Origin of the sequence: Micromonospora fluostatini, assembly GCF_050410825.1 — a bacterium.
Classification (GTDB): domain Bacteria; phylum Actinomycetota; class Actinomycetes; order Mycobacteriales; family Micromonosporaceae; genus Micromonospora; species Micromonospora rosaria.
Map to the genome: position 1 here is coordinate 469,345 of NZ_CP191251.1, position 19,752 is coordinate 489,096.

The 19,752-nt window shown below is 74.8% G+C and carries 14 protein-coding genes; 4 read left to right on the plus strand and 10 right to left on the minus strand.

Annotation, left to right across the window (positions count from 1 at the left end):
* Positions 1 to 84: 84 nt before the first annotated feature.
* The 3 genes from ACQUFX_RS02115 to lpdA all read right to left on the minus strand — a co-directional run bounded on the left by ACQUFX_RS02115 (position 85) and on the right by lpdA (position 4,989).
* Positions 85 to 1,416 (minus strand): low temperature requirement protein A, encoded by a 1,332-nt coding sequence (locus ACQUFX_RS02115; protein WP_428964366.1) that lies wholly within the window; start codon positions 1,414 to 1,416, stop codon positions 85 to 87.
* 221 nt (positions 1,417 to 1,637) lie between these two features.
* Positions 1,638 to 3,491 (minus strand): 2-oxoglutarate dehydrogenase, E2 component, dihydrolipoamide succinyltransferase, encoded by a 1,854-nt coding sequence (gene sucB / locus ACQUFX_RS02120; protein ID WP_428964367.1) that lies wholly within the window; start codon positions 3,489 to 3,491, stop codon positions 1,638 to 1,640.
* Between the two features lie 67 nt (positions 3,492 to 3,558).
* Positions 3,559 to 4,989 (minus strand): dihydrolipoyl dehydrogenase, encoded by a 1,431-nt coding sequence (gene lpdA, locus ACQUFX_RS02125; protein WP_428964368.1) that lies wholly within the window; start codon positions 4,987 to 4,989, stop codon positions 3,559 to 3,561.
* A 137-nt stretch (positions 4,990 to 5,126) separates the two neighbouring features.
* On the opposite strand from lpdA, the gene ACQUFX_RS02130 reads away from it, so the two are divergent.
* Complete coding sequence (locus ACQUFX_RS02130; protein WP_067372572.1) at positions 5,127 to 5,456, plus strand: hypothetical protein; 330 nt, start codon at positions 5,127 to 5,129, stop codon at positions 5,454 to 5,456.
* Positions 5,457 to 5,516: 60 nt separating this feature from the next.
* Here ACQUFX_RS02130 and ACQUFX_RS02135 read toward each other — a convergent pair whose 3' ends face one another.
* Positions 5,517 to 7,088, minus strand: coding sequence for a leucyl aminopeptidase (locus ACQUFX_RS02135; protein ID WP_428964369.1), 1,572 nt, complete (start codon positions 7,086 to 7,088; stop codon positions 5,517 to 5,519).
* Between the two features lie 164 nt (positions 7,089 to 7,252).
* On the opposite strand from ACQUFX_RS02135, the gene gcvT reads away from it, so the two are divergent.
* On the plus strand, positions 7,253 to 8,377 hold the full coding sequence (gene gcvT / locus ACQUFX_RS02140; RefSeq protein ID WP_428964370.1) for a glycine cleavage system aminomethyltransferase GcvT: 1,125 nt from the start codon (positions 7,253 to 7,255) through the stop codon (positions 8,375 to 8,377).
* A gap of 156 nt (positions 8,378 to 8,533) precedes the next feature.
* Here gcvT and ACQUFX_RS02145 read toward each other — a convergent pair whose 3' ends face one another.
* The 4 genes from ACQUFX_RS02145 to ACQUFX_RS02160 all read right to left on the minus strand — a co-directional run bounded on the left by ACQUFX_RS02145 (position 8,534) and on the right by ACQUFX_RS02160 (position 13,107).
* On the minus strand, positions 8,534 to 9,826 hold the full coding sequence (locus ACQUFX_RS02145) for a DUF2314 domain-containing protein (RefSeq protein WP_428964371.1): 1,293 nt from the start codon (positions 9,824 to 9,826) through the stop codon (positions 8,534 to 8,536).
* Between the two features lie 65 nt (positions 9,827 to 9,891).
* Positions 9,892 to 10,695 (minus strand): adenosylcobinamide-GDP ribazoletransferase, encoded by an 804-nt coding sequence (gene cobS / locus ACQUFX_RS02150; protein WP_428964372.1) that lies wholly within the window; start codon positions 10,693 to 10,695, stop codon positions 9,892 to 9,894.
* A 3-nt stretch (positions 10,696 to 10,698) separates the two neighbouring features.
* A complete protein-coding gene (locus ACQUFX_RS02155; protein ID WP_428964373.1) occupies positions 10,699 to 12,819 on the minus strand; it encodes a bifunctional adenosylcobinamide kinase/adenosylcobinamide-phosphate guanylyltransferase in 2,121 nt (706 codons plus the stop codon).
* 81 nt (positions 12,820 to 12,900) lie between these two features.
* On the minus strand, positions 12,901 to 13,107 hold the full coding sequence (locus ACQUFX_RS02160; protein ID WP_067367868.1) for a hypothetical protein: 207 nt from the start codon (positions 13,105 to 13,107) through the stop codon (positions 12,901 to 12,903).
* 191 nt (positions 13,108 to 13,298) lie between these two features.
* Here ACQUFX_RS02160 and ACQUFX_RS02165 point away from each other — a divergent pair, with 191 nt between their 5' ends.
* The gene (locus ACQUFX_RS02165; RefSeq protein WP_067367870.1) at positions 13,299 to 13,499 is read left to right on the plus strand and encodes a hypothetical protein; all 201 of its coding nucleotides are present in this window, start codon (positions 13,299 to 13,301) and stop codon (positions 13,497 to 13,499) included.
* Positions 13,499 to 14,293 (plus strand): site-2 protease family protein, encoded by a 795-nt coding sequence (locus ACQUFX_RS02170; protein WP_428964374.1) that lies wholly within the window; start codon positions 13,499 to 13,501, stop codon positions 14,291 to 14,293. Before ACQUFX_RS02165 ends, ACQUFX_RS02170 begins: the two co-directional genes overlap by 1 nt.
* 43 nt (positions 14,294 to 14,336) lie before the next feature.
* Here ACQUFX_RS02170 and ACQUFX_RS02175 read toward each other — a convergent pair whose 3' ends face one another.
* Both ACQUFX_RS02175 and ACQUFX_RS02180 read right to left on the minus strand, forming a co-directional pair.
* On the minus strand, positions 14,337 to 15,335 hold the full coding sequence (locus ACQUFX_RS02175; RefSeq protein ID WP_428964375.1) for an aldo/keto reductase family protein: 999 nt from the start codon (positions 15,333 to 15,335) through the stop codon (positions 14,337 to 14,339).
* Positions 15,336 to 15,416: 81 nt separating this feature from the next.
* Complete coding sequence (locus tag ACQUFX_RS02180; protein WP_428966831.1) at positions 15,417 to 17,657, minus strand: WG repeat-containing protein; 2,241 nt, start codon at positions 17,655 to 17,657, stop codon at positions 15,417 to 15,419.
* Between the last annotated feature and the right edge of the window lie 2,095 nt (positions 17,658 to 19,752).

Sequence of the window (19,752 nt, forward strand, 5' to 3'; positions counted from 1 at the left end):
CGCGGGACGCACGCTCGGCCACGCCGCCAGGGTATCCGATGTGCTACGAAGTGCTACGTCAGCAATTGGTCGGCGGGTCTCGGGTCAGCGGGTGTCCGGGTCGTCGTGGTGCCAGCGGCTGCGCCACTGCGCCTCCCGCGCCTCGTGGGCGGTGCGCTCGGTGAAGACCGCGTGGCGCAGCTCGGCGCGGGCCTCGGACATCGTCACCACCTCGGCGGCGGCCAGGCCGACGCAGACCACGGTGGCCATTACCAGCGCGGCCAGCGCCGGCATCCGGAGGGCGACCGGGATCAGCGCCGCGAGCAGCAGCAGTGTGCCCAGGCGTAGCCAGGTGACGGTGTGCAGGGTACGGAGCTGGAAGAGCATGTCCCCGGCCAGGTAGCAGATCAGGCCGCCGAAGAGCAGCGGTACGCCGGGACCGGGCAACGCCGTGCCCAGCGGCATCGGGTGCGGCTCGGTGAGCCACTTCAGCATCTCCTCGGCGCCGAGGGAGAAGAGGATCAGCCCGGCGATCATGGGCAGGAAGATGTATGCGTAGGCGTCCCGGGCCATGGTGACCCGGCGCCGTCCCTTGGCGGCGTGCAGGGCGATCCGGGCAGCGGGGCCGATCACGTCGAAGTGCCACCACCAGAGGGCCGCCGCCAGCAGGATGCTGATGCCCGCGGCGGCGATCGCCGGCCAGTGCACCGCCTGGGGGAAATTGGTGGCGGTGCCGAGGCCGACGGAGAGCACCGACTCGCCGAGGGCGATCATCAGGATGAGGTCGTACCGCTCGGTCCAGTGCTCGGCCGAGGTGACCCCGGCGCTCCTGGACCCGAGGAGCAGCCCGGTGGCGTACTGGGAGAGGACCACGGCGGCCCAGCAGCCGTCCCGGACCAGGGTGCTGATCATGGTGTCGGCGATGAGGATCGGTACGAACGCGGCGGCGAGCAGCAGCCCCGTGCTGGCCACCGACTCGGCGACGAGGCGGTTCAGGTACCGGATCTCGGCCGACTCCCGGTGGGTCACGTGCCAGAAGATCCAGAAGTGGACCGCCCGGACGACGAGGTAGCTCACCGCGACGGTGATCGGGCCGGCCAGCCCCTCCCCTTGGGCGTGGATCGCCTGCGGCACGGCCAGCGCGAAGGCGAAGAGGGCGGCCATCCCGACGACCATCACCACCGGTACGAAGCCCTCGCCGAGCCGTACCGCGGTGGCGACCACGCTGTGGATCACCCAGCACCACCAGAGCACGGCCAGCACGAGCAGGCCGCGCAGCAGCGTACTGCTGTTGATCTCGGCGGCGGTGGCCCGGACGATGACGAAGAAGGAGAAGACGAAGACCAGGTCGAAGAAGACCTCGAAGCGGTCCACCCGGGCGCCGGGCGCGATCGGTACGGCCGGCCCCAGCCGCCCCCAGCCCCGGTTGCCGCCCACCGGTCGAGTCTGTCAGTGCCCCACGTGCCGGCGGGTCGATTCGACCCAACCAGCCCGGCCGGCGCGGGTGGCCCGCCGATCCGGTGGGGCGACCCGCAGGCCGCGCAGCGGCTGTGGCAGGTCTCAAGGAGACCCTGTGAGCGGCCTGAGCCCGGCACCCGCGACGGCGACGGGCGCCCCGGTCGGTGTGACCGGAGCGCCCGTCGCGTGGCACAGCGGGGTTACAGGCCCAGCTCGGCCTCGAAGTTGCCGTTCTCCAGCCGCTCCTTGACCGCGACCAGGAAGCGGGCCGCGTCGGCGCCGTCGATCAGCCGGTGGTCGTAGGACAGGGCCAGGTAGACCATCGACCGGACGGCGATCACCTCGCCCAGCTCCGGGTCGTTGACCACGACCGGGCGCTTGACCACGGCACCGGTACCGAGCATCGCCGACTGCGGCGACGGCACGATCGGGGTGTCGAAGAGGGCGCCCCGGCTACCGGTGTTGGTCAGCGTGAAGGTCGCCCCGGCCAGCTCGTCCGGGCTGATCTTGTTGGCCCGGGTCCGCTCGGCCAGGTCGGCGATCCGCTTCGAGATGCCACCCAGGTTGAGGTCACCGGCGTTGTGCACGACCGGCACCATCAGGCCCCGCTCGGCGTCCACCGCGATGCCGAGGTGCTCGGCGTCGGGGTAGGTGATCGTGCCGGCGTCCAGGTCCATGGTGGCGTTGACGATCGGGTACGCCTGCAACGCCTCGATCGCCGCGAGGGCGAAGAACGGCAGGAACGACAGCTTCACGCCGTGCCGTTGCTGGAACGACTCCTTGGCCTTCGCCCGCAGCTTCGCCACCTTGGTGACGTCCACCTCGACCACCGTGGTGAGCTGCGCCATCTCGTGCAGCGACTGCTGCATCCGCTTGGCGATGGTGGCCCGGATCCGGGGCAGCTTCTCGGTGGTGCCCCGCTTCGCGCTCGGCTGCGGCTTCGCGGCCGGCTTGCTCGGGGCGGCGGCGGCCGGCTGGGCGGCCGGCGCCGGGGCGGCCTTGGCGGCCTTGGCCTTCTCGGCCGCCTCCAGCACGTCCTGCTTGCGGATCCGGCCACCCACACCGGTACCGCTCAGGGCGGCCAGGTCGACGCCGTGCTCGGCGGCGAGCTTGCGCACCAGCGGGGTCACGTACCCGCCGGCCTCGCCCTCGCCACCGGCGGGGGTCGCCTGCGGCTGCGGGGCCGCAGCGGGCGGGGTGGCGGCCTGCTCGGCCTGGGCCGGCTGGGCGGCAGTCTCCGCCTCGGCCGCCGGCTCGTTGTACGACAGACCCGGGGTGGGCTCCTCGACCTTGGCCGGCTCGGCCTTCGGCTCCGGCTCGGCCTTCGGCTCCGGCTCGGCCTTCGGCTCCGGCTCGGCCTCGGGCTCCGGCTCGGCCTTCGGCTCCGGCTTGGCCTGGGGCTCCGGCTGGGCCGGGGCGGCACCGGCGGCGCCGATCACGGCCAGCTCCGCGCCGACGTCGGCGGTCTCGTCCTCGGCGACCTTGATCTCCAGCAGGGTGCCGGCCACCGGGGACGGGATCTCGGTGTCCACCTTGTCGGTGGAGACCTCCAGCAGCGGCTCGTCCACCTCGACGGACTCGCCGACCTGCTTGAGCCAGCGGGTGACCGTACCCTCGGTGACGCTCTCCCCGAGGGCCGGCATCTTGATCGGGGTGCCCCCGCCCGACGGCGTCGGGGCGGCCTGGGCGGCCGGCTCCTGCACGGCCGGCTGCTCCGCCTCGGCCTCGGGCTCGGCGGCGGCCTCCTCGGCCTGCGGGGCCGGGGCCTCCTGCTGCTGCTCCTGCTTGGCGGGCTGCCCGCCACCGGTGGACTCACCCTCACCGGCGATGACGGCCAGCTCGCTGCCGACCTCGGCGGTCTCGTCCTCACCGACCACGATCCGGCTCAGCACCCCCGCCGCCGGGGACGGGATCTCCGTGTCGACCTTGTCGGTCGAGACCTCGAGCAGCGGCTCGTCGACCTCGACCGTGTCGCCCTCCTGCTTGAGCCAGCGGGTGACGGTGCCCTCGGTGACGCTCTCGCCGAGCCGGGGCATGGTGACCGATACCGGCATGTTCTTCAGACTCCTTCGTTCCCTGGTGGGGTCATCGCCCGTCGCCGGACGCCGCGGTTTGCGTGGATCAGGCGTGTGCGTGCAGCGGCTTGCCGGCCAGGGCCAGGTGCGCCTCGCCCAGGGCCTCGTTCTGGGTGGGGTGGGCGTGCACGAGTTGGGCGACCTCGCTGGGGTAGGCCTCCCAGTTGGTGATGAGCTGCGCCTCCCCGACCAGCTCCCCGACCCGGGCGCCGACCATGTGCACGCCGAGCACCGGGCCGTCGACCAGCCCGACCAGCTTGATGAAGCCGGTGGTCTTGAGGATCTGGCTCTTGCCGTTGCCACCCAGGTTGTAGTTGTAGGTCTTGACCTTGTCGGCGCCGTACTTCTCCTTGGCCTTCGCCTCGGTCAGCCCGACCGAGGCCAGCTCCGGCTCGGAGTAGGTGACCCGGGGGATGCCGACCTCGTCGATCACGGCCGGGTTCTTCCCGGCGATCTCCTCGGCGACGAAGATGCCCTGCTGGAAACCACGGTGGGCGAGCTGGAGGCCGGGCACGATGTCGCCGACCGCGTAGACGTTCGGCACGCCGGTGCGCAGCCGCTCGTCGGTCAGCACGTACCCCCGGTCCAGCTTGACGCCCTGCTCCTCGTACCCGAGGTTGGCGGTGTTGGGGCCCCGGCCGACGGCGACCAGCAGCAGCTCGGCCTCGACGGTGTCGCCGCCGGCGATGGTGACCTTGACGCCCTTCTCGGTCTTCTCGACCTTCTCGAAGGGCTTGCCGACCTTGAAGTTGATCTTCCGCTTGCGGAACGCGCGCTCCAGCGCCTTCGACGACTCCTCGTCCTCGGCGGCGACCAGGCGGGGCAGCGCCTCGATGATGGTCACGTCGACCCCGAAGGACTTCCACACGCTGGCGAACTCGACGCCGATCACGCCGCCACCCAGCACGATCGCCGAGGCGGGGACCCGGTCCAGGGTCAGCGCGTGGTCGCTGGTGATCACCCGCTCGCCGTCGACCTCCAGGCCGGGCAGGCTCTTGGCGTACGAGCCGGAGGCGAGCACCACGTTGCGCCCGGTGTACCGCTTGCCGTCCACCTCGACGGTGTCCGGCGCGACCAGCTTGCCGGCGCCGGAGACCAGGGTGATGTTCTTCGAGCCGCCGACCAGGCCCTGCAGGCCCTTGTACAGCCGGGAGATCACGCCGTCCTTGTACGCGTTGACGCCCGCCATGTCGATGCCGACCAGCTCGGCCTTGACCCCGAACTGCTCCGACTCCCGGGTCTGGTCGGCGACCTCCGCCGCGTGCAGCAGCGCCTTGGTCGGGATGCAGCCGTTGTGCAGGCACGTCCCGCCGAGCTTGCCCTTCTCGACCAGCGCGACCTTCAGGTCCAGTTGGGCGGCGCGCAGCGCAGTGGCGTAGCCGCCGCTGCCCCCTCCGAGAATCACCACGTCGAAGGTCGCGTCGTTCGGCTCGCTCACATCCAACTCCCAGGTCGCGTCGCTGCTACGAGGGGGCATGCCAGGTAAACGGGCATACTCGCCTCGGTCATCTTGTCACCACCGGGTCCGGAGCGCGTAGTGAGGTGCCCAACGACACGTCCCCGACACGTACGCTTGGCCAGGTCGCATTGACGGAAACTGGAGGGATACGACCGGTGGGTCTGTTCCGACGACGCAAGCAGGCGAGACCGGACAACCGGGAACGGGCCGCCGAACGTGCCGACCTGGAGCATCTTGCGAACTTTGTCCGCAGCCGCAAGGGCGTCGAGGCGTTCATCGAGCCGAAGACCACGGTCACCGAGACCACGGTGATCCTGATCGCCGACGACGGGGAGTGGACCCGGCGGCGGATCGACGGGCCGGACGGGGCGCGACGGTTCGCGCACCACCTCGGCATCCCGGTCTACGACGTCCGGCTGATGGGTTACCCACAGCGCATGCGGGACTACAACGAGCGCCGCAAGCGCCGCCCCGAGCTGTACTAGGTGTAAGGAAGGGCCCCTTCTTAACAGACGTCTGTTAAGAAGGGGCCCTTCCTTACACCCTCAGCCGTTCGCGGCGACGTCGTCGATCAGGTGCAGCAGGGTCCGCACCGGCACGCCGGTGCCGCCCTTGGTCAGGTACCCGGTCGGCTCGCCGGTGTGGAAGCTCGGGCCGGCGATGTCGATGTGCGCCCAGGGGACCTCGTCGGTGACGAACTCGCGCAGGAACACGCCGCCCTGGAGCATGTGACCGGCCCGGTCCATCCCCGCGTTGACCTGCGAGATGTCGGCCACGTCGGAGTCCATGCCCTTGCGCACCTCGTCCGGCAGCGGCATCGGCCACGCCGGCTCGCCGACCGCGTCACCGGCGACCCGGACCCGCTCGCACAACTCCGGGGTACCCATCACGCCGGAGACCCGCTTGCCCAGTGCGATCACCTGGCCGCCGGTCAGGGTGGAGGTCTCGAACAGGTAGTCGCAGCCGTCCGCGCAGGCCCGCGCCATCGCGTCGGCCAGGATCATCCGGCCCTCGGCGTCGGTGTTGAGCACCTCCACCTTCTTGCCGTTGAACATGGTGACCACGTCGCCCGGCCGGTACGCGCTGCCCGACGGCATGTTCTCCGCGATCGGCAGGTACGCGGTCACCGCCACGGCCGGCTTCAGCGCGGCCACGGCCAGCATGGCCGCGCCGACCGCGGCGGCCCCGCCCATGTCCGACTTCATCTCCCACATGCCCTGCGCCGGCTTGATCGAGACGCCACCGGTGTCGAAGGTGATGCCCTTGCCGACCAGCGCCACCCGGGTGCCGTTCCCGCCGTCGGCCGGGGTGTAGCTGATCCGCACCAGGCGGGGCGGGGCCTCGGAGCCCTGCCCGACGGCGAGGATGCCGCCGTACCCACCCTCGGCCAGCGCCGCCTCGTCGAGCACCTCGACGTCGAGCCCGGCCTCGCGGGCGGCGGTCGCCACCGTCTCGGCGAAGGCCGGCGGGCGCTTGTCGTTCGGCGCGGTGTTCACCCAGTCCCGGGCGGCCCGCACCGCCCCGGCCGCCGCCCGCGCCCGGCTCACCTCCGCCAGCGCCGCCGCGTCGGCCGCGTCCGGCACCGCCACCAGCACCTCGGCGACCGGCTCCCGCCGGGCCGGCTGCGGCCGGGTCTTGTACCCGGCGAACCGGTACCCGCCGAGCAGCGCGCCCTCGGCGACGGCCCGCACCGCGGCCGGCGCGTCGGCGTCGTCCGGCAGCGGCAGGCTCAACGCCACCCGGGCCGCCCCGGCCAGCGCCCGGACCGACGCCCCGGCGGCCCGGCGCAGCGTCTCCGGGGCGGGCGCGGCGCCGGTCGGCTCCGGCCCGAGGCCGACCGCGGCGACCAGCGGGGCGGTCACCGTGCCCAGGGTGGCCAGCTTGATCACCTCACCCGGGGCGCCGGTCGCCCCGAGCAGCGCCAGGGTCTCGGTCAGCCGGCCGTCGAACGAGGCGGCGATGCTCTCCGCGCCACTGGCCAGCAGCAGGGCGCCAGCGGGTCCGCTGGTGGCGTCCGGCTCACCGGTCTGGCTGTGCACGCCGATCACGATCGCGTCGACGGCGAGTTCGGCGGGGTCGGTGTCGACCAGGCTCAGGGTGGTGCTGGGCGATGTCAAAGCAACTCCGGGCGGGCCGGGCCGGCCGCGTCGTCGCGTACCGGCGGTTTGTCGGTGGTCTCCGGCGCAACGTACCCGCCGGAGGACGGCTGCGTCCCGTCCGCGTCGCCGACGGGGTCCCGCCGATGCTAACCAGCGGTGCGGACCCCGGTAAGTTGCCACCCATGACCGAGGTGACCCCCGACGCCGCCGCGACCCGGCTGCGTCGTTCCCCGCTGCACGAGCGGCACACCGCCGCCGGCGCCAAGTTCGCCCCCTTCGGTGGCTGGGAGATGCCGCTGGAGTACACCGGGGGCGGAGTGCTCAAGGAGCACACCGCGGTCCGGACCGGGGTCGGCGTCTTCGACGTGTCGCACCTGGGCAAGGCACGGGTCACCGGGACCGGGGCGGTCGACTTCGTCGACGCCTGCCTCAGCAACGACCTCGGGCGCATCGGCGCCGGCCGGGCGCAGTACACGCTCTGCTGCGACGACGCCACCGGCGGCGTGGTCGACGACCTGATCGCCTACCGGTACGCCGACGACCACGTCTTCCTGATCCCGAACGCCGCGAACACCGCCGAGGTGGTGCGCCGGCTGAGCGCCGCCGCCCCGCCGTCGGTCACCGTCACCGACGAGCACGAGGCGTACGCGGTCCTCGCCGTGCAGGGGCCCCGCTCGGCCGACCTGCTCGCCGCCCTGGGCCTGCCCACCGACCACGGGTACATGAGCTTCTCCCCGGCCACCCTCGACGGCGTCGAGCTGACCGTGTGCCGGACCGGCTACACCGGAGAACTCGGCTACGAACTGGTGGTGCCCGCCGCGCAGGCGGTCCCGGTGTGGGACGCGCTCTTCGCCGCCGAGCCCGCCCCGCGCGCCTGCGGCCTGGCCGCCCGGGACACCCTGCGCACCGAGATGGGGTACCCGCTGCACGGGCAGGACCTCTCGCTGGAGATCACCCCGGTGCAGGCCCGCGCGGGCTGGGCGGTGGGCTGGGACAAGCCGGCCTTCTGGGGCCGCGACGCGCTGCGCGCCGAGAAGGCCGCCGGACCGGTGCGTACGCTGCGCGGGCTGGTCGCCCTGGAGCGCGGCATCCCCCGCCCCGGCATGACCGTCCGGGTCGGCGACACCGTCGTCGGCGCCATCACCAGCGGCACCTTCTCGCCCACCCGCAAGGAGGGCATCGCCCTGGCCCTGATCGACACCGCCGCCGCCCTCGCCGACGGCGACCAGGTCGAGGTCGACATCCGCAACCGCCCCACCCCCATGCGCCTCACCCGCCCCCCCTTCGTCACCCCCTCCGTCCGCTGACCCCCACCCCCACTGCCCTCCCCACCCCCTCCCCCCGCCCTGCGCGTTGATCATGGAGTTGACGGCACGGCGGAGCGGGGCCAGTGCCGTCAACTCCATGATCAACCCAGGAGGGTGAGGGTGGGGTGGACGGGGAGGGCAGTGGGGGTGGGGTGGTCAGGGGGTGGTGGGGGGTTGGCCGGCGTCGAGGACGGCCTGGGTCCAGCCGCCCTCCAGGACGCCGGTGGCGCCGAGCAGCGCCCAGTCGACCACGTCGGCGGTCGCCACCACGACCGGGGCTCCGATGCGGACCGCCGGGTCGGCGGCGGCGTCGCTGGCGCTGGCACCGGTGATCCGCTCCGGGTCCTCCCACGCGGTCACCCCGGCCCAGACGTACTCGGGGCCGTCGGCGCCGGGCAGGGCGTACTTGACCACCAACTGCGTCTCGGCGGGCAGCGCGCCGGAGAGGAACCGGGAGCGCACCTCGTCCAGCCGGGACCGCGCGGTGGACACCGCCGTCGACATCGCGTCCCCCGGCCGGGTGTAGCGCACGTCCGGCTGGATGCCGGTGAACAGGGTGGCGCAGGCGGCGGCGAAGTACCGGCCGTCGGTGCCCGGGTGCCCCAGCGGCGGGCGGAGACTGAGGAACGAGTCGGCCTCCGGATCGGTGGCCGGGTCCAGTTCCAGGCGCAGCAGCACCGGCGCGGTGGCCCCGTGCTGCTCCGGGTTGCCGTACGCCACCGCGATGTCGTGTCCGGTCACCGTGGCGAGCACCGGCAACGGGACGAACGCCGGCACCTCCTCGCCGGTCAGCCCGTCGGCCCAGTCCCGCAGCAGCCGCCGGGCCGCCCCGGTCATCACCGCGCCCCAGGCCCGGGTGAGGTGGTCGGGCACCCCCTGGGTCTGCAACTCCAGCAGCCCGAAGCGGCGCAGCCCCTTGGTGGTGAACCACAGCCCCTCCGCGTCGGAGGAGTACGGCACGAGGATCCAGTCGACCAGCCGGATCCGCCCCCGCTCGTCGGGCAGTGACCGCAGCGCGGTCGCCGGGTCGAGGAACTGCAACCCGAACACGTCGACCACGTCCCCGTCGGCGGACTCGGCGACCGCCGCGGCCACCGCCCGGGCCGCCCACTCGTGTGCCGGCGGCCACCCCGGCCGGTACTGCGCCTGCACCACCACCACGTGACTGGCGGCGGCCAGCCGGTCGAGCTGCGCCTCGGTGGCGCCGAACGCGGTGAGCAGGTCCGGTGGCAGTTCGGGGAACTCGCCGATCGGCCGGGTCTCCACCGACATCAGCGGGCTGTCCAGCATCTGCCGGGCCAGTCCGTACACCGGCTCGGCCAGCCGGTCGGCCAGCGCCGCCACCGCCGTCTTCGTCCCGACCCGTGGCAGCCCGGCCATCGGCACCAGGTAGGTCGCGGTGAGCGACTCCGGCACCGGTACCGGCAGGAAGTCGTCCGTGATGAGCATGTCGTCCCCGATCCTGACGCACCGGTGCTGTCGATCCGAAACGCTACCCGGCCGGCGGGAGCGGCTCAGCCGGACAGCAGCAGTCCCAGGTAGACCAGCGTGGTGGTGATCTCCACGACGGCACCGAGCACGTCGCCGGTGATCCCGCCGAGGCGGCGTACCACGTGGCGCAGCAGCGCCACCACGACGGCGAGGGCGACGGCGACGGCGAGCGGCCCCTGCCACGGCCGGTCCGGCACGGCGGCGACCGCCACCACCGCGACGGCGACCGTGCCGGCGGCCAGCGCCAGCGGGCCGACCGTCCCCGCGACCAGCGCGCCCAGCCCCTGCGGCCGGGCCGCCGGCACCCCGCGCCGGCAGGCCACCGTCACCCCGACCCGGCCGGCCGCGACGGCCGCCACCACCGCCGCGAGCGCCGCCGGGCCGGACCGCCCGGCCAGTTCCGCGAGCGCCGCGGCCTGCACCAGCAGGACGACGACCAGCGCGACCACCCCGAACGGTCCCACGTCCGGCTGCTTCATGATCTCCAGGGCGGCCGGCCCCCGCCGGTACGAGCCGAGGGCGTCGACGGTGTCCGCCAACCCGTCCAGGTGCAGCCCCCGGGTGAGCAGGGCCGCGCAGCCGACCGTCACCGCGGCGGCCACCAGCGGCGCGGTGACCGCCGACAGGGCCAGCAGCACGCCGGCCAGGACGACGCCGAGCAGCGCCCCGACGGCCGGGGCGAGCGCCATCGCGGCCCCCGCCGTCGCCCGGTCGACCCGCCCGGCGGGTACCGGCAGGACGGTGAAGGTGGTGACCGCCAACCGGAGGCCGGCGGAGAACCGGCCGGCCTGCCGGCCCGGACCGCCCGTGGCGGCACCCTCCGGCACGGGTCAGCCGGCCTGCCGGCCGGTGTCCGGCACCCGCTCGGCACCGGCGCCCGTGGTGGCGGTACCGGCACCGGCGCCGGTGGGCGTGCGCGGGCTGCCGGTGTCGGTGCTGCCGGTGGCGGTGTCGGTGCTGCCGGATCCGGTGGCTTCCGTGTCGGTCGTGGTCGGGCCGGGGTCGGCCGGCTGCGGTTCGGCGAACTCCCGGTCGTCGTCGGCGGCGTCCCGGTCCGTGCCCTGGTCGTCGTCGGGTGCCGCCGGAGCCTCCGCCGGGGTCGCCGGGCTGCCCGGGGCTTCCGCCGGGGTCGGCGGGGAGTCCGGGGCGGTGGCGGCGGGGTCCGGGGTGGCGGCGGGGTCCGGGGTGGTGCCGGGGGCCGGGCGGGCCGGCAGCCCGGCGGCGACGGAGAGGACCGAGCGCAGCATCGGCAGCACGGTCAGCGCGTTGGCGCCCTCGCCGAGGTCGAGCCGCAGGTCGACCAGCGGGCTGAGACCGAGCACGTCGGCGGCGAGCCGGACCGCCGGGTGGCCACCGGTGTCGGTGAGCAGGCACCAGTGCCGGGCCTGCCCGGCCAGGTCCCGGCTGACCATCGCGGCGGCCAGCCCGACCGGCCCGTCGAGCAGGACCGGCAGCCGGCGCGCGGTCGCCCCGAGCAGGACGCCGGTGGCGACGGCGATGTCCCCGCCGCCCAGTTCGGCCAGCACGTCCTTGGCCTCGCGCGAGGTCCGGCGGGTCCGGTGCAGCGCGTCGCGCACCGCCGCGCAGCGGCGCATCCACGCCGCGTCGTCGATGCGCCCGTCGGTGTCGACGACCCGGCCCAGCACCGCCGACGGCTCCGCCCCGGCGGTCGCCCCGAGCACCGCGGCGGCTGCCGCGTCGGTGCCGCCGCCGCACGAGCCCAGCACCAGCAGGTGGACGCCGGCCTCGGCGGCCTCCTCGGCCAGTTGCCAGCCGAACCGCAGCGCGGCCTCCACGGTCTCGGCGGTCAGCGCCGGACCGTGCTCGATCGCCCCGGCGGCGGGGACGTCGACCACCTGGATGGCCGTCCCGGTCCCGTCGGCCAGCCGGCCCAGCAGGCCGGCGCCATCCTCGGCCTGCTGCGCCCGGCGGGCGGACTCGCCGGGCACGGTACCGGCGGCGGAGCCGCCCTCGTGGTCGCCGTTGAGCAGCAGCAGCCGTACCCGTTCCCACGGGACGGGCGTGGCGGTGCCCTGCGTCGCCGCGGCGAAACTGACCAGCCGTTCCATGGTGCCCAGACCGGTACCGGGCAGGTCCAGGGTGGCCAGCCGCTGTACCGCCTGCGGGCCGGCGAGGTCGTCGGGCATCGGCAGGTCCATGCCCGGCTGGATGACCGTCCCGGCGGTGACCACCGGCAGCGACTCGGTCGGCCCGGACCACGCCGGGCGGCTCGCCCCGGTGCTGTCCGCCGGGGTGGGCTGCGGCCCGGTGGAGGTCGCCGGGGTGGGTTCGGGCGCGGGGGGCGGCGGGGTGGCCGGGGGAGTCGTGGCGTCCATCAACGCGCCGACGGGGACGGTCTGGGCCGGGCCGCTCTGCGCCGGTACGGTCGCCGGCCGGGGCGGGGCGGCCGGCTTGAGCCAGCACGGCTGGCCGGCGACGACCAGGACGACCGTGTCGCAGGCGTCGGCGACGGCCCGGTTGGCCGCGCCGAGCGCGTCGGTGAAGGCCCGGCCGACCGGCGTGGTCGGCACCAGGGAGAGCCCCACCTCGGGGCTGACCAGGACGATCCGGGCCGGGCAGGCGCGGATCGCCCCGGCCAGCTCGGTGATCGTGGCGGTGTCGTCGGCGGGCTGGTGGGCGGGGTCGAGCAGGACCGTCACCCAGCCACCCAGGTCGTCCACGAGCAGCGTCTCGTGCGGCTCGGCCGAAGAGATCACGTCGGCCAGGCGGCGGGGATCGGCGGCGGTCTCCTCCGTCCGCCAGCTACCCGGCCGGCGGCTGCGGTGGGCGGCCAGACGCTGCGCCCACTCGGTGTCCTCCGGATCGCCCGGCGCGGAGGTGGCCAGGTACCGGACGGTCGGCGCGTCACCGACCAGGGACTCGGCGAACTCGGACTTGCCCGACCGGACACCGCCGAGCACCAGGACCTTGTGCCACCCGTCAACCGACATGTGCGTACCTTAGAGCCATCCGGACCCACGGCGGCGCGGAGGTGCTGCCCCGGGGCCCGCGTGAGGGCTTCGGCGGCCAGGTCAGCGCTGCTCGGGGCCGTGGTACTGGTAGTCGTTGGGATTCACGTCGGCCGGCTTCGGGTCCTCCTGCCAGGCGCCCTCGCCGGGCCGCGCCACCAGGGCGTCGACCAGTTCCTCCCGGTCCATCGCCTCGGTCCCCTCGATGCCACCCCGTACCGCGATCCTCCGCAGCTCCTCCGTGTCCATCTCCTGCAACGGCCGTACCATCTCGCTCCTCCCGCACCGTCCTGGCCGCGCCTGCGCGCGGTGTGTCGTGTCCGCTCCATACCCCCGCTGCCGCCGCAGGAACCCGTGACGGGCGGTGTCCGGCGGGCCACCGCCGGGTGCGGTGCGCCGGAAGGCGACTACGCTGGCTGAGTTCGTCCCGGCGGGACTTCAGCGGCGAGGGGAGACGCGGCATGGCGTGGAGCTGGCGGTACGAGGGCACGGACGGCGCGGCGGTGGACGGACCGGCGGAGTCGTTCGGCAGTCAGGCCGACGCCGAGTCCTGGATCGGCCAGACCTGGCGGGAGCTCGCGGCGTCCGGCGTCACCACCGTCATCCTGCTGGAGGACGACCGGGTCGACTACCGGATGAGTCTGCTGCAGTCGGGCGACTGATGGGGTACGACCGCCCGGGAGAGCCGCTGGTGCTCGGCGTGCCCCGGGCGGCGTTCCGCCCGAGCCCGGTCTTCCTCGCCCTGGTCGCGCTCTTCGTGACCAGCGGGACGCTGGCCTGGAACCAGGTCGGCAACGTCCGGGTCGACGTGTTCCTCTTCGTGGTCTCCGGCTGGTTGGTCTCGCTCTGCCTGCACGAGTACGCGCACGCGGTGGTGGCCTTCCGGGCCGGTGACCGCAGCGTCGCCCACCGGGGCTACCTCACCCTGAACCCGTTCAAGTACACCCATCCGCTGCTGTCGGTGGTGCTGCCGGTGGCGGTGGTGCTGCTCGGCGGGATCGGCCTGCCCGGCGGCGCGGTCTGGGTGGACCGGCACGCCATTCCCGGCCGGCTGCGGCACACCCTGGTCAGCCTCGCCGGCCCGGCCACCAACGTGCTGTTCACCCTGGTGCTGGTGGCGGCGCTGCGGATCGGCACCGGTACCGGTGGGTCGGTGGAGTTCTGGGCCGGCCTGGCCCTGCTCGCGTTCCTCCAGCTCACCGCGAGCGTGCTCAACCTGCTGCCGGTACCCGGCCTGGACGGCGGCAACATGATCCAGCCGTGGCTGACCCCGCAGTGGCGCCGGATGTACGACCTGTTCGCCCCGTACGGGTTCATCCTGCTCTTCGCGCTGCTGTGGAACCCGCGTATCGGCGGGTGGTTCTTCGACGCGGTCTTCGCGGTGGCGAACCTGCTCGGCCTGCCGCCCTGGCTGTACGCCGCCGGGCTGGACCTGATCCGCTTCTGGCAGGGCTGACTCCGGGCCGGCGCGGTGGTCGCGCCGGCCCGGAGCCGGTGGGTCACGGGCGGCGGGCCGGGCTCTCGGTCTTCGACGGGTCCCGCTCGGTGACCGGGTCGACGATCTCGTCGATCGCCTTGAGCAGCTCGGCGTCGAGCTTCACCCCGGCCGCCTTCACGGTGTCGTGCACCTGCTCCGGACGGGAGGCGCCGATGATCGCCGAGGAGACGTTCGGGTTCTGCAGGACCCAGGCGACGGCGAGCTGGGCCATGGTCAGCCCGGCCTGCTCGGCCAGCGGCTTGAGCCGCTGCACCCGGGTCAGCACCTCGTCGTCCAGCCACTTGGCGATGAAGTCCGCACCGGACTTCTCGTCGGTGGCCCGGGAACCGGCCGGCGGCGGCTGCCCCGGCAGGTACTTGCCGGTGAGCACGCCCTGCGCCATCGGCGACCAGACGATCTGCCCGATCCCCAGCTCCTCGCTGGCGGGCACCACCTCGGCCTCGATGACCCGCCACAGCATCGAGTACTGCGGCTGGTTGGAGACCAGCGGGATGCGCAGCTCCCGGGCGAGCGCGTGCGCCTCGCGTAGCTGCGACGCCTTCCACTCCGAGACGCCGATGTAGTGCGCCTTGCCGGAGTGGACGATGTCGGCGAAGGCCGACATGGTCTCCTCCAGCGGGGTGCTGTAGTCGTACCGGTGGGCCTGGTACAGGTCCACGTAGTCGGTGCGCAGCCGGCGCAGGGAGCCGTCGATCGACTCCATGATGTGCTTGCGGGACAGGCCCCGGTCGTTGCGGCCCGGCCCGGTCGGCCAGAAGACCTTGGTGAAGATCTCCAGCCCCGCGCGACGCTCCCCGGCGAGGGCCTTGCCCAGCACCTCCTCGGCGCGGGTGCCGGCGTACACGTCGGCGGTGTCGAAGGTGGTGATACCGGTGTCCAGGGCGGCCCGTACGCAGGCGACCGCCGCCTCCTCCTCGACCTGGGAACCGTGGGTGATCCAGTTCCCGTACGAGATCTCGCTGACCAGCAGGCCCGAGCGGCCAAGGTGTCGGAATTCCATGGTCCCGACCCTAACTCCGGTGCCGCCGCCGCTCACCCTGACGCCCCCGCCCGCGCTGGCCCTTCCCCGCCGGCCCGCCGGTCAGAGGACCGGTGAGGCGTCGGTGAGCAGCCGCTCGATCTCGGCCAGCACCTCGTCGCGGTCGCGGTGCACCAGGTCGATCAGCGGCTCGCCGTGCCGGTCGAGCGCGCCCCACCGGCCGCCCCCGTCACCGACCAGGAACGCGACCGGATGGATGACCAGCACCGGGTGGGTCGGCTCGACGACCATCCGGCCGGTCCGGTCCAGCACCCCCTGCCGACCGCCCACCTCGACCACGGCCAGCCCCTCGTCGGTGAAGCCCGCGACCCGTCGACCGTCGCTCAGCGTGGTGGCGAAGCCGCCGTACCGGGTCGGCACCACGACCCGCCCGTTGGTGTCCACCGCGCCCCAGCCCTCGCCCCGGCGCACCGCCGCCCGACCGGCCCGGTACGGGCGTACCTCGTCGAAGCCCTGGTGCGCGACCACCTCGCCGTCCGGGTCGACGGCCAGCCAGGACCCGGAGCCGTCGGGCGAGACCCAGGCCAGCCCGTCCGAGAAGGGCCGCACCGCCGGCCAGGCGGACTCGAAGCGGGGTACGCCGTGCCGGTCGAGCAGCGTCCACCCCGGCGAGTCGGGCCGGCGTACCCAGGCCAACTCCTCGTGGAACGGCTGCGCCGCCGCGTACTCCGGGGCGATGACGAAGTCGCCGTCGGGATCGGCGTACCCCCACCGCTCCCGGTCGCCGTCGCGCGCCGGCACCGGCAGGACCGGCCGCTCCAGGAGTTCGTCCCGGCTGCGGGGGTACGGCCCGAAACCGCCGTCCCCGGCCCGCCGCTGCACCGCGTCCAACGCCTGGCGTACCCGGGCCGACAGGTCGGCATCCCCGTCACCGCGCAGGTCCAGTGCCCGCTCGAAGTGGTGGCACGCCTCGATCAGCCGCCCCTGGTCGTAACAGGACCGTCCGGCGTGCTCGTGCAACGCGGCGCGTAGCCGGTCGGGCAGTTCCGGCGAGTTCGCCCTGGCCAGGAGCCGGTCGGCCTCGGCGAACTCGCCGCGCCACCGCAGCACGTTCGCCAGCCGCGCCTGCACCAGCGCGGTCCGGCGCAGCTCACCGGTCGCCTCCGCGTAGGTCAACGCGAGCCGGCCGTCGGCGAGGGCGTCGTCCAGTTCTCCGATCAGCCGGGACGCCACCGCCCGCAGACTGAGCAGCCGGGCGCGGGCCCGGTTGTCGATGGCCGCGCCCAGCTTCTCGGTGAGCCGTCGCCGGATCGTCCGCAGGTCGTCCGGGCTCTCCACGATCTCCCGGAGCGTCCCGGGGTCGATCTCCCAGCGGTAGCTGGTCAGCGCCTGCTCCGGGTCACCCTGGACGTCGACCGGCCGGGCCGCCGGCGTCTCCCCGGCCACCCTTGCGTCAGCTTGCCCGCTCCGGCCGACCGACGGGTCACCCGACCCGGCTCCGTTCCCGGCCCCCGAACCGTCCCCGGCCCTGGCCTTGGCCGCCGAACCGTTCCTGGCCCCCGAGCCGGCCTCGGTCTCCTGGGGCTCGGAGGCGGACTCCGGTGCCGTGTCGGCGGCCGGCGATGCGAGGGCTGGCGGCGCGGGTGCCACCACTGTCGGAGCCGGCTGCGCGGTGTCCGGCCGTGCGGTGTGCGGCGGGGCGAGAGCCGGCTGCTGGGGTGTCGGCGGCGTGGGCGCTGGCGGCGTGGCGGTCGGCGACGCGGATGCTGGCGGTGCCGAAACCGGCGGTGCGGAGGCCGGCGGTGCGGAGGCCGGTGGTGCGGAGACCGGTGGGGCAGAGACCGGTGGCACGAGGGGCGGTGGCTCGGGTGCTGGCGGCGTGGAGACCGGAGCCGGTGGGAGCGTTACGAGCACGGGGCTGTCCGGCTGGTTCTCCGGGCTGTCGTGATCGGCCGGGAGCGCGGACACCGGACTCGCTGGCGGCGCTGAGATCGGTGCTGCTGGTGGCGCGGAGGTCGGCGCTGCTGGCGCAGTCGGGACCGAGGCAGGCGGCGCCGTAACCGGGGTCGCCGGTGGTGCGGAGACTGGTGCGGCTGGCGGGGCGGCGACCGGTGCCGTCGGCGCTGCCGAAACCGCGTCCACCGGTGGCGCGGAGATGTGTGGTGCCGGTGCGGCAGAGACCGGGCGGGCTGGTGGTGCGGACACCGGCTGGTCGGGTGACAGCGGGACCGCGTCGACCGGTGGCGGGGCCGTGTCGACCGGTGGCGGCACGGTGCCGTCGTCAGCAGCCGTTGACGCGGGGCGGGACTCGGCCGGAGGCGCGCTGACCGGCCGAGCCGGCACGGACTCGACCGGCTCGACGGTCAGGGCTGCGAGCTGCTCCGGCGGGACGACGTTCTGGTCGGCTGCGGTATCGACCGGTGGTGCGGAGATCGGCGCTGCGTCGGTGACGTGCGGCGAGGGGACAGAGCCGGCCTCGTCGGCCCCGGGCATTCCGTGGTCCGGATCGCCGTCGCTGTCCGCAGGGCCGCCGCCGGCTGCCGGGGCGGACCGCTCGGCCGTCTCGACCCCAGGGGTACCCGGCTCCGCTGGACCGTCCGGCCGCGCTGCCGCCGGCTCGGCGACGACCGGTCGCTTGGGACGGAACCACGCATCCGCGCCGCCCAGCGCGGACGGCTCGGAGCCGGGCCGACTCGCCGGTGCCGGCTCGGGCCGCGCCGGCTCGGTCGACGCGGGCCCGCCCGGCGGGGGAACGTACGGCCGGGGCAGGTCCGGGGCGACGGCCCAGGAGTCTGCCGGCCTCGATGCGGGGGCGTCGGCCGGTCCCTCGGCCGACGGCGGGTCGGCGTCACGGGGGTCCGGCTCGGTGGGCCTGGCGTCAGCGCGGTGCTCCCGGGGCTCGGCCTCCGCCGGGCGGTCCTCCGCCGACCCGGGTGCCGGGTCGGTGGAGAGGGGAGAGTTCCACTGTCGAGCTGATGTCGTCACCGAGTCAGCCGGCGATGTCGTATCCGATTCAGCTCGACAGTCGTCGTCGCCAGGTGTCGCGGCGGGCCTCGCCGCCGGAGCGGCACCGGCGTCGGGCCGACCGACCAGGGGAACCTCGGCCCCACGGTGTCCAGCCGCGACCTCCTCCGCACGCGGCTTGGCGTCGGCCGCCGGGGTGGCACCGGCCGCCGGGGCGGTGTCGGCCAGGGGGTCGGAGCGGGTCGGGTACGGAGCCGGGGTGACCGGGCCGGGCAGGAACTCCATGCGCAGCCGGGCCGCCGGGGACACGGGCGCCGAAGGGAGGTCGACGTCCCCGGCCGGCGTAGTCTCCCGGGCTGGCCTGGTCTCGTGCAGGGCGGCGGCCCCCGCCCGGGGTGCCTCCGACTCACGCGGCGGTACGACGTCGTGCCGCCGCGCCATCTCCTGCGGCGTCGTCGCCTCCTGCGGAGCTACCGACTCCCGGGACGACACCGTCTCACGCGGCGACACCTGTTCGCGGGGCGTCACCGACTCGTGCCAGGACACCGGTTCCCTGGGTGGGGCGGCGTCGCGGGGTGGGGCGGCGTCGTGTGGTGGCGGGGGCTCGTGCGGCGGCACGGGCCCGCGTGGCGGTGCGGCGTCGGCCGGTCGGAGGGGCTGGCGCGCGGGCGTACCCGTGCGGGGTTGGTCCTGCGGGCCGGACGTGGCCGGTCGGGGCCGCTCGTAGATCGAGTGGGGTCGCTCGGTCGGCTCCGGGGGCGTGGGCGGCCGGCTCCACTCGCGGGGCTCGGCAGGCCGCGCCGAACGGGCCCAGTCCCGGGGCTCCCCCGGGTTTGAGGGGCGGCCGGACTCGCGCGGCTCCGAGGGGGCGGCGGGACGGCCCGGTTCACGGCGGTCCTGGGGTACCGGTGGACGTCCGTCCTGCCAGGAGGGACGGCCCGGCTCTGCCGGGCGGGAGGTGTAGCGCGGCGGCGCGTCGGGCTGCCCGGTGCCGGCGTCGCCCGGGTCCGTCGAGCGGCGCTGCTCCGGGCGACGGAACAGGTCGGGCCGGATCGGGCCGGGTGCCGGCCAGGGCAGTCCCTCGTCACGCCGGGCGGCCGGTCGCGGGCCCGCCTCGCGGTGCGGCTCCGGTGCCGGCTGCCGTCGATCGGGATGCTCGGGACGCGCCGGAGCAGGTCCCGGTGGCTGCTGCCGGCCCGCGCCCCACCGGTCGGTCGGATGCCACTGCTCGGCCGAGGCGGCCGGTCGACGTGGGCCGCCCTGGTCCGGCCGGGGGCGCTGGGTCGCCGGAATGTCCTGGGGGTGCGGGCTCCACTGGTGCTGCGGGCGGCCGTCCTCCGGGGACCGCCGCTCGGCTCTGGGCGTCGGCCGGTCGTACCCGGCGGCGGGTCGTTCGGCCCGGCGCGGTGGGGCCTGCTCCTCCGGTTCCGGCATCCAGCCCGGCTCGGGTCGCTCCGACCGGGGCGCCGGCGAG

Excerpts from the sequence above, each read along its gene's own strand:
- sucB (WP_428964367.1), bottom strand. The coding sequence starts at position 3,491 with ATGCCGGTATCGGTCACCATGCCCCGGCTCGGCGAGAGCGTCACCGAG.
- lpdA (WP_428964368.1), bottom strand. The coding sequence starts at position 4,989 with ATGCCCCCTCGTAGCAGCGACGCGACCTGGGAGTTGGATGTGAGCGAG.
- gcvT (WP_428964370.1), top strand. The coding sequence starts at position 7,253 with ATGACCGAGGTGACCCCCGACGCCGCCGCGACCCGGCTGCGTCGTTCC.
- ACQUFX_RS02145 (WP_428964371.1), bottom strand. The coding sequence starts at position 9,826 with ATGCTCATCACGGACGACTTCCTGCCGGTACCGGTGCCGGAGTCGCTC.
- ACQUFX_RS02155 (WP_428964373.1), bottom strand. The coding sequence starts at position 12,819 with ATGTCGGTTGACGGGTGGCACAAGGTCCTGGTGCTCGGCGGTGTCCGG.
- ACQUFX_RS02160 (WP_067367868.1), bottom strand. The coding sequence starts at position 13,107 with ATGGTACGGCCGTTGCAGGAGATGGACACGGAGGAGCTGCGGAGGATC.
- ACQUFX_RS02165 (WP_067367870.1), top strand. The coding sequence starts at position 13,299 with ATGGCGTGGAGCTGGCGGTACGAGGGCACGGACGGCGCGGCGGTGGAC.
- ACQUFX_RS02170 (WP_428964374.1), top strand. The coding sequence starts at position 13,499 with ATGGGGTACGACCGCCCGGGAGAGCCGCTGGTGCTCGGCGTGCCCCGG.
- ACQUFX_RS02175 (WP_428964375.1), bottom strand. The coding sequence starts at position 15,335 with ATGGAATTCCGACACCTTGGCCGCTCGGGCCTGCTGGTCAGCGAGATC.